The sequence below is a fragment of the Bacillus cereus group sp. BfR-BA-01381 genome, assembly GCF_022663555.1.
In the GTDB taxonomy this organism is placed as follows: domain Bacteria; phylum Bacillota; class Bacilli; order Bacillales; family Bacillaceae_G; genus Bacillus_A; species Bacillus_A pacificus.
In genome coordinates this window covers 1-236 of record NZ_JAKUFR010000325.1, presented here as the reverse complement: position 1 = coordinate 236, position 236 = coordinate 1, and the positions used below count along the sequence as shown (strand labels likewise).

The window sequence follows — 236 nt, the reverse complement described above, 5'->3', positions numbered from 1 at the left end:
AGCAGATGGCTCGGGTCAAGTAACAGGTGGCTTAGACACATTATCTGCAGGAGCAAATCAAATGGCAGGTGGTGTAAATCAATTAGCAGATGGCTCGAGTCAAGTAACAGGTGGATTAAGGGCACTATCTGCAGGAGCAAACCAAATGGCAGGTGGTGTAAATCAATTAGCAGATGGCTCGAGTCAAGTAACAGGCGGATTAGGGACACTATCTGTAGGTGTAACGAAATTGGCAG

1 protein-coding gene is annotated in these 236 nt (G+C 46.6%); it reads left to right on the top strand.

The features are described from left to right. Window positions 1–236, top strand: a 236-nt coding sequence (locus MR079_RS28895; protein ID WP_242295118.1) for a hypothetical protein, incomplete at both ends; no start/stop codon positions are given.